The sequence below is a fragment of the Pseudomonadota bacterium genome, assembly GCA_010028905.1.
Lineage (GTDB): Bacteria > Vulcanimicrobiota > Xenobia > RGZZ01 > RGZZ01 > RGZZ01.
The window spans coordinates 1-5,130 of record RGZZ01000364.1 but is presented as its reverse complement, the minus strand read 5'-3'; the positions used below and the strand labels follow the sequence as shown (position 1 = coordinate 5,130).

4 protein-coding genes are annotated in these 5,130 nt (G+C 65.8%); 3 read left to right on the top strand and 1 reads right to left on the bottom strand.

The genetic code is table 11. The features are described from left to right. Nucleotides 1-55 precede the first annotated feature (55 nt). The 3 genes from EB084_19125 (at nucleotide 56) to EB084_19115 (ending at nucleotide 2,575) form a co-directional block, all read left to right on the top strand. Complete coding sequence (locus tag EB084_19125) at nucleotides 56-826, top strand: phosphoribosyltransferase (GenBank protein NDD30375.1); 771 nt, start codon at nucleotides 56-58, stop codon at nucleotides 824-826. A 10-nt stretch (nucleotides 827-836) separates the two neighbouring features. Next, complete coding sequence (locus EB084_19120; GenBank protein ID NDD30374.1) at nucleotides 837-1,607, top strand: hypothetical protein; 771 nt, start codon at nucleotides 837-839, stop codon at nucleotides 1,605-1,607. 128 nt (nucleotides 1,608-1,735) lie between these two features. Next, on the top strand, nucleotides 1,736-2,575 hold the full coding sequence (locus EB084_19115) for an inositol monophosphatase (GenBank protein NDD30373.1): 840 nt from the start codon (nucleotides 1,736-1,738) through the stop codon (nucleotides 2,573-2,575). Nucleotides 2,576-2,642: 67 nt separating this feature from the next. Here the strand turns inward: EB084_19115 and EB084_19110 are convergent, their stop codons facing one another. Then, nucleotides 2,643-5,081: an HNH endonuclease gene (locus EB084_19110; GenBank protein NDD30372.1), complete on the bottom strand. Its 2,439-nt coding sequence runs from the start codon at nucleotides 5,079-5,081 to the stop codon at nucleotides 2,643-2,645. Nucleotides 5,082-5,130 lie beyond the last annotated feature (49 nt).

Below are 5,130 nucleotides of genomic sequence, written 5' to 3'. Positions count from 1 at the left end.
GGGGGGCTGGGGGGAGTGGGTATCATCCTCAGGGAGACCACAGAGGAGACATGCCATGCCCGAAGAGACCAGTGTCTCGAACGCAGAATACCAGAGCCGACACGGGGGAGGCGAGGAGTCCGTCGTGCTCCCGTTCGCCGACCGGCGTGCCGCGGGTCGCCTTCTCGCTCGCGCCCTCGCCTCGTTCGCCGACGATCCGGAAGTGGTCGTTCTAGCGCTGCCCCGCGGCGGTGTTCCCGTGGGGTTCGAGGTGGCCAGGGCGTTGCACATGCCACTTGATGTCTGCGTGGTGCGCAAGCTCGGACTGCCGGGGCACGTGGAGCTCGCCATGGGCGCGGTGGCCAGCGGAGGCGTGCGCGTGCTCAATGAAGAGGTGGTTGTGGGCTACGGCGTGCCTTCGGAGGCGATCGAGCGCGCAACCGTCGACGAGACACGAGAGCTGCGCAGACGCGAATCCCTGTATCGCGGGGGCAGGCCTCCCCTCGATGTGCGTGGTCGCACCGTACTGGTGGTGGACGACGGGCTTGCCACGGGCACCTCGATGCGAACCGCGTGCCTCGCGCTGCGCGCCCTGCATCCCCGAACGCTGGTGGTGGCGGTTCCGGTCGGGGCTCCGGAGACGTGTGAGGCGCTTCTTCAGGTGGCCGATCACGTGGTGTGCCTCGCTCGGCCTCGGTTCTTCTTTGCGGTGAGCGAGTGGTACCGCACGTTCGAGCAGACCGGTGACGCAGAGGTGCAAGCCTTGCTCGAGCAAGCCGAACGCGAGGGGAAGCGACCTGCACCCCTCGATGCCGGTAAGGAGTCGACCTGTGAAGAGAGAGTATGACGTTGAGCTGATGGCCGGAACGGCCTGTCTGGAAGCGAGCCTGTCGATTCCCGTAGGGGCGCGGGGGCTCGTGGTGTTCGCGCACGGCAGCGGCAGCAGCCGTTTCTCGCCGCGCAATCGGCACGTGGCTGCGCGCTTGCGTGAGGCGGGTCTCGGCACGCTGCTGCTCGATCTGCTGTCGGCGGCCGAGGAACGATCTGAGGCCTACACCGGCCACCTGCGCTTCGACATCGGCCTGCTGGCTCGCCGTCTGGTCGCGGTGGTGGACGGACTCGCCACGCGCCCCGATACCCGAAGGCTCCCCGTGGGGTGCTTCGGTGCGAGCACGGGGGCCGCGGCAGCTCTCGTTGCCGCGGCGCTGCGCCCGCGTCGGGTGGGGGCCGTGGTGTCCCGAGGGGGGCGACCGGATCTCGCGGGCGACTGCCTCTCGGAGGTGCGTTGCCCCACGCTGTTGGTTGTGGGGAGCGCCGACGTGGAGGTGCTGGCGCTCAATGAAGCGGCGCAGCGGCAGATGCCGTGCGTCTGCCGGCTCGAGGTGGTTCCGGGGGCGAGCCACCTGTTCGAGGAACCAGGGGCGCTAGATCGCGTGGCCACCCTCGCTGCACAGTGGTTTCGCACCCACCTGACACGGGTCGAGCAGCCGGCGCGGGCTGGAGAGCTGCCTCAGGGGTGGGCGGAGCAGCCTCAAGGATGGGCTGAGCAGCCAGATATCGCTGTGAGCGCCCAGAGCGTGCGTGAGGTGACTCTGCTGCCGTGGGAGGATGAGCCGGGCGGACCGTAGGCGTGGCGCCGGTGGTGTGGGAGAGGTGCTGCATCGTGCTGGCTTGCGGTGTGAGGTTGCGGTGTGAGGTTGCGGTGTGAGGTTGCGTCGGGAGGAGTGTGGGCGGCGGGGTTCAAAAGCCCGCATCGATGAGAGAGAGCCATCTGCACTTCGCTCAGGCCGCGGCTGAGATCGCGCGCGCCGCGGGCGATATCTTGCGAGAGCGCTTCGGGGGCGAGCACGCGATCGACTCGAAGACCAATGTCAACGACGTGGTGTCGGAGATGGACAAGCGGTCGGAGGCGATCGTTGTGGGTGAGCTGACCCGCCGCTTTCCCGATCACGAGGTGCGCGCCGAAGAGGGGAGCGGTCCCGAGGGTGACGGAGGCGCGCTGTATCGCTGGCACGTCGATCCGCTCGATGGGACGACCAACTACCTCTACGGCATTCCCTGGTTTGCGGTCTCCATCGGGCTGGAGCGCCGAGATGGGCCACCGGAGAAGCGTGTGGTGGCGGCCGCGGTGTACAACGTCATGCTCGACGAGATGTTCACTGCCGCGATCGGGGAGGGCGCGTGGTGCAACGGCCGGCGTCTAGCCGTGACCCGAGTGCACGATCTCGACCGCGCGCTGCTGGCGACGGGGTACCCGTACTGGACCAAAGCGCATCCGGAGACGCTCGTCGACAACACCGCCCGGGTGCTTCCGCGATGTCGTGATCTGCGGCGCAATGGTGCGGCGGCGCTCGACCTGGCGGGGGTGGCGTGTGGGCGCTTCGAGGGGTACTTCGAGGAAGGGGTGCAGAGCTGGGATACGGCCGCGGGAGCTCTGCTGGTGCGTGAGGCGGGTGGTGTGGTGACCGATTATGATGGTGGTTCGGTGGCGATACCCACGGCGCATGTGCTGGCCACCAATGGTCGCGTGCACGAGCCGCTCATTTCCTTGTTGCGGGAGCGCTATCGCGGAGGGGCGTTGGCCGCGGGGGGGTAGCGGGTTGCGCAGGGAGGTAGCCGCTCGAGCTGGCACTTTTCCCTCTTGGCGTGGATCGCCGTTGAGTTCACGCCGCTGCAGTCACGGTCTCGGGTTGCGCTACGATGGTTCGTCCTTCGACCGTCATGACCGAAGTGCCATCCGGTTGCACGCCGAGCCTCCAGTGCAGCGCGTCGGGTGCGTGACCGCTGACGGCGATGCGGCCCTGATGCACGCCGTACAGGTGGTGGGATTCGCACAGGGTTACCAGATTGGTGGTGTCGTTGTCGCCGCCATGCGATCGGTATACGATGTGATGCACGTGCAGTATGCCACGGCGACCACAGGTGGGGACTGCGCATCGGCAGCCATCGCGAGCGAGAATGGGATGCTGGCGAAGCTCGCGCAGGGCTTCGTCGCCGTATTGCGTGAGGAAGGCATCGAGGCAGAGCTCAAGGGCTTCGTTGAAGCCGCCGTACCCTCCGAGCACGATTCGCGACGTGCGCATCACTGCTTGGAGGAACGGCGCCATGGATGCCGGTATCCAGAGGCGAAGGCGGACATGGGCGCCTTTGAAGGGGTCGTCATCGTAACGTCCTTTCACGTCGTCGAGGACGATTTTCAGGCGCTCTCGGAAGACAGGGAGGGGCAATGGGGCCCGCATCGGGCGACGGCGACGCGGTGGTGGTTGAGCTGCGCTGGACTCTGCGCCCTCTGAACCCTCGTCATTGCTCCCGGCTGCGCAGGTCTGGCCCAATGCGTCGGCCGACTTGTTCTCGTCTGCGCCCTCGCCGTCGCTCCCGGCTGCGCAGGTCTGGCTTTTAGACGTGGAGCGCGCTGCTCTTCTCTGCGCACGCGCTGCTTCGTGCGCCGCGGCTCTGGCTTGGATCATCGGCTGCGATGGAAGACCGTGGGTCTGTCGGAACCGCTCAGGATCGAACACGCGCATGTGCTCGGCTTCCTTGATGTCATCACGGAGGAAGCGCACGGTGGTCTGCTGTGCGTGGTTCAACCATGCGATCTCGTTCTCTTGCGTTGCGATGGTGACGAGCAGCGCAGCCTGGTTCTCGTGAAGTGTGCCTGCATCGAGGGCGGCGCGGATGTGAGGGAACCTGCGTAGTCGGTGCTCGAGTGTGACCAGGGCTTTCACGGTGCTGCGACTCATGTGCAGGCGCTCTTGACCGTAATGGCCGATGTCGACGAAGTCGAGCTCACGGTGGTGACGGGCGCGGCGAAAGCGCCAGAGCCCTTCTCGAAGAAGCCGGTCGACGCGCAGATCGATGTTGCGCAGCTCACACAGACGGTGACGAAGGTCGTTCAGCGTCATGTCATCGCGTGCGGCGAGATGTTCGAGGTTCTCGAGCTGAGGAAGCTGCCAGTCGAGAAACCCCCAGTGATCGTTGAAGGCATGGATGTCGTTCTCCACAGATTTCCAGAAAGCGCGATCGGCTGCACGGTCGAGATTTCTGACGCGCAGCGGTTCACGCTCCAGGTCTTGATTGTCTGTTGCCTCATCTTCGGCCTCGCCTTCGCCGGACGCCCCACCTTCCGCATCAGCCTCTCCCGCAGCACCTTTGTTGCTTGTCGACGGCTCCCCCGAGGCTCCCTGTTCGGCATCTGCCGCGCAGGCTGCCCCGATTCTGTCGGTCTCGTCGGCCAGCCGCTGCAGTGCGTCGGCGCCGACGCCGCTCATCATCTCAGCGGCCCACATCTCGAGACACGCGTGCACGGGAAGGTCGGCTCCCTCGATCTGGCGTGCCAGCTCGACGCCCACGAGGAAGCGCGCGCTGAGTGATGGGGAGGCGGTGACCTCTATGGTCTCACCGTCTTCCTCTGTTGTCTCTTCGAGAGAAGCACTTGCTCCGAGGGGGAGAGCGCATTCAGCCGCGCGACGGGCCAGCTCTGCCAGCCGCTGTTCAAAGTCGTGAGCGGTTGGGGAACTCTGGGCGCTTCTCCCGTCAGGGGAAGGCTTCACGCTGTTTCGCTGGCTGGTGCTTGAGGTCTCGTCATCTTGCTTGTTCTCTTCAGGCTTGCGCTTCTCATCGCCAGAGGCTTTCGCGCTTCTTGAACGCGCCTCGTCGTAGAGGGCTTGGAACCGTGACAGTGCCTGACCGGCTTCAGCGACGGTGAGGTTGGCGAACAGGGCAGACGTCTGATCTTCGAGCTCGCGTGGCGTGTTCGGCAGAATCATGCGCAGAACTCCGTAGGACAGATGCCCGTTCAGGTGGCGACGAAGCGTGACGGGGCGGTGCCGAAGCTCGCCCGCGATGCGTGAGGTCTCGAACGCCTGGCCAGCCTGCATGCCGAGCTCTTGTGCGGCAAAGCTCGCCATGGTGCTGTATCCCAGGCGAGAGAATGCCTTCTTGTGGCGCATGATGTCGAGCGCAAGCCCGATGAGGTTGCGAATCTGGTTGTGCAGCCCTGCAAGGTGGCGCAGGTGACCGTCGAGCTCACGGGCAGATCGGTCTGGCACGGTCTTGCGGTGAATGGAAGAGAGGTGTTGGCCTCTGCGGCGACGGACGAACATGTCTTCCCCCCGTAGAGAGGGCGCTGCTGGCTTCGGGGAAAGCGCAAAT

What these genes read in the sequence shown, in the direction of transcription:
- EB084_19125 (NDD30375.1), top strand. Translation starts at nt 56, where the DNA reads ATGCCCGAAGAGACCAGTGTCTCGAACGCAGAATACCAGAGCCGACAC.
- EB084_19120 (NDD30374.1), top strand. Translation starts at nt 837, where the DNA reads ATGGCCGGAACGGCCTGTCTGGAAGCGAGCCTGTCGATTCCCGTAGGG.
- EB084_19110 (NDD30372.1), bottom strand. Translation starts at nt 5,081, where the DNA reads ATGTTCGTCCGTCGCCGCAGAGGCCAACACCTCTCTTCCATTCACCGC.
- EB084_19115 (NDD30373.1), top strand. Translation starts at nt 1,736, where the DNA reads ATGAGAGAGAGCCATCTGCACTTCGCTCAGGCCGCGGCTGAGATCGCG.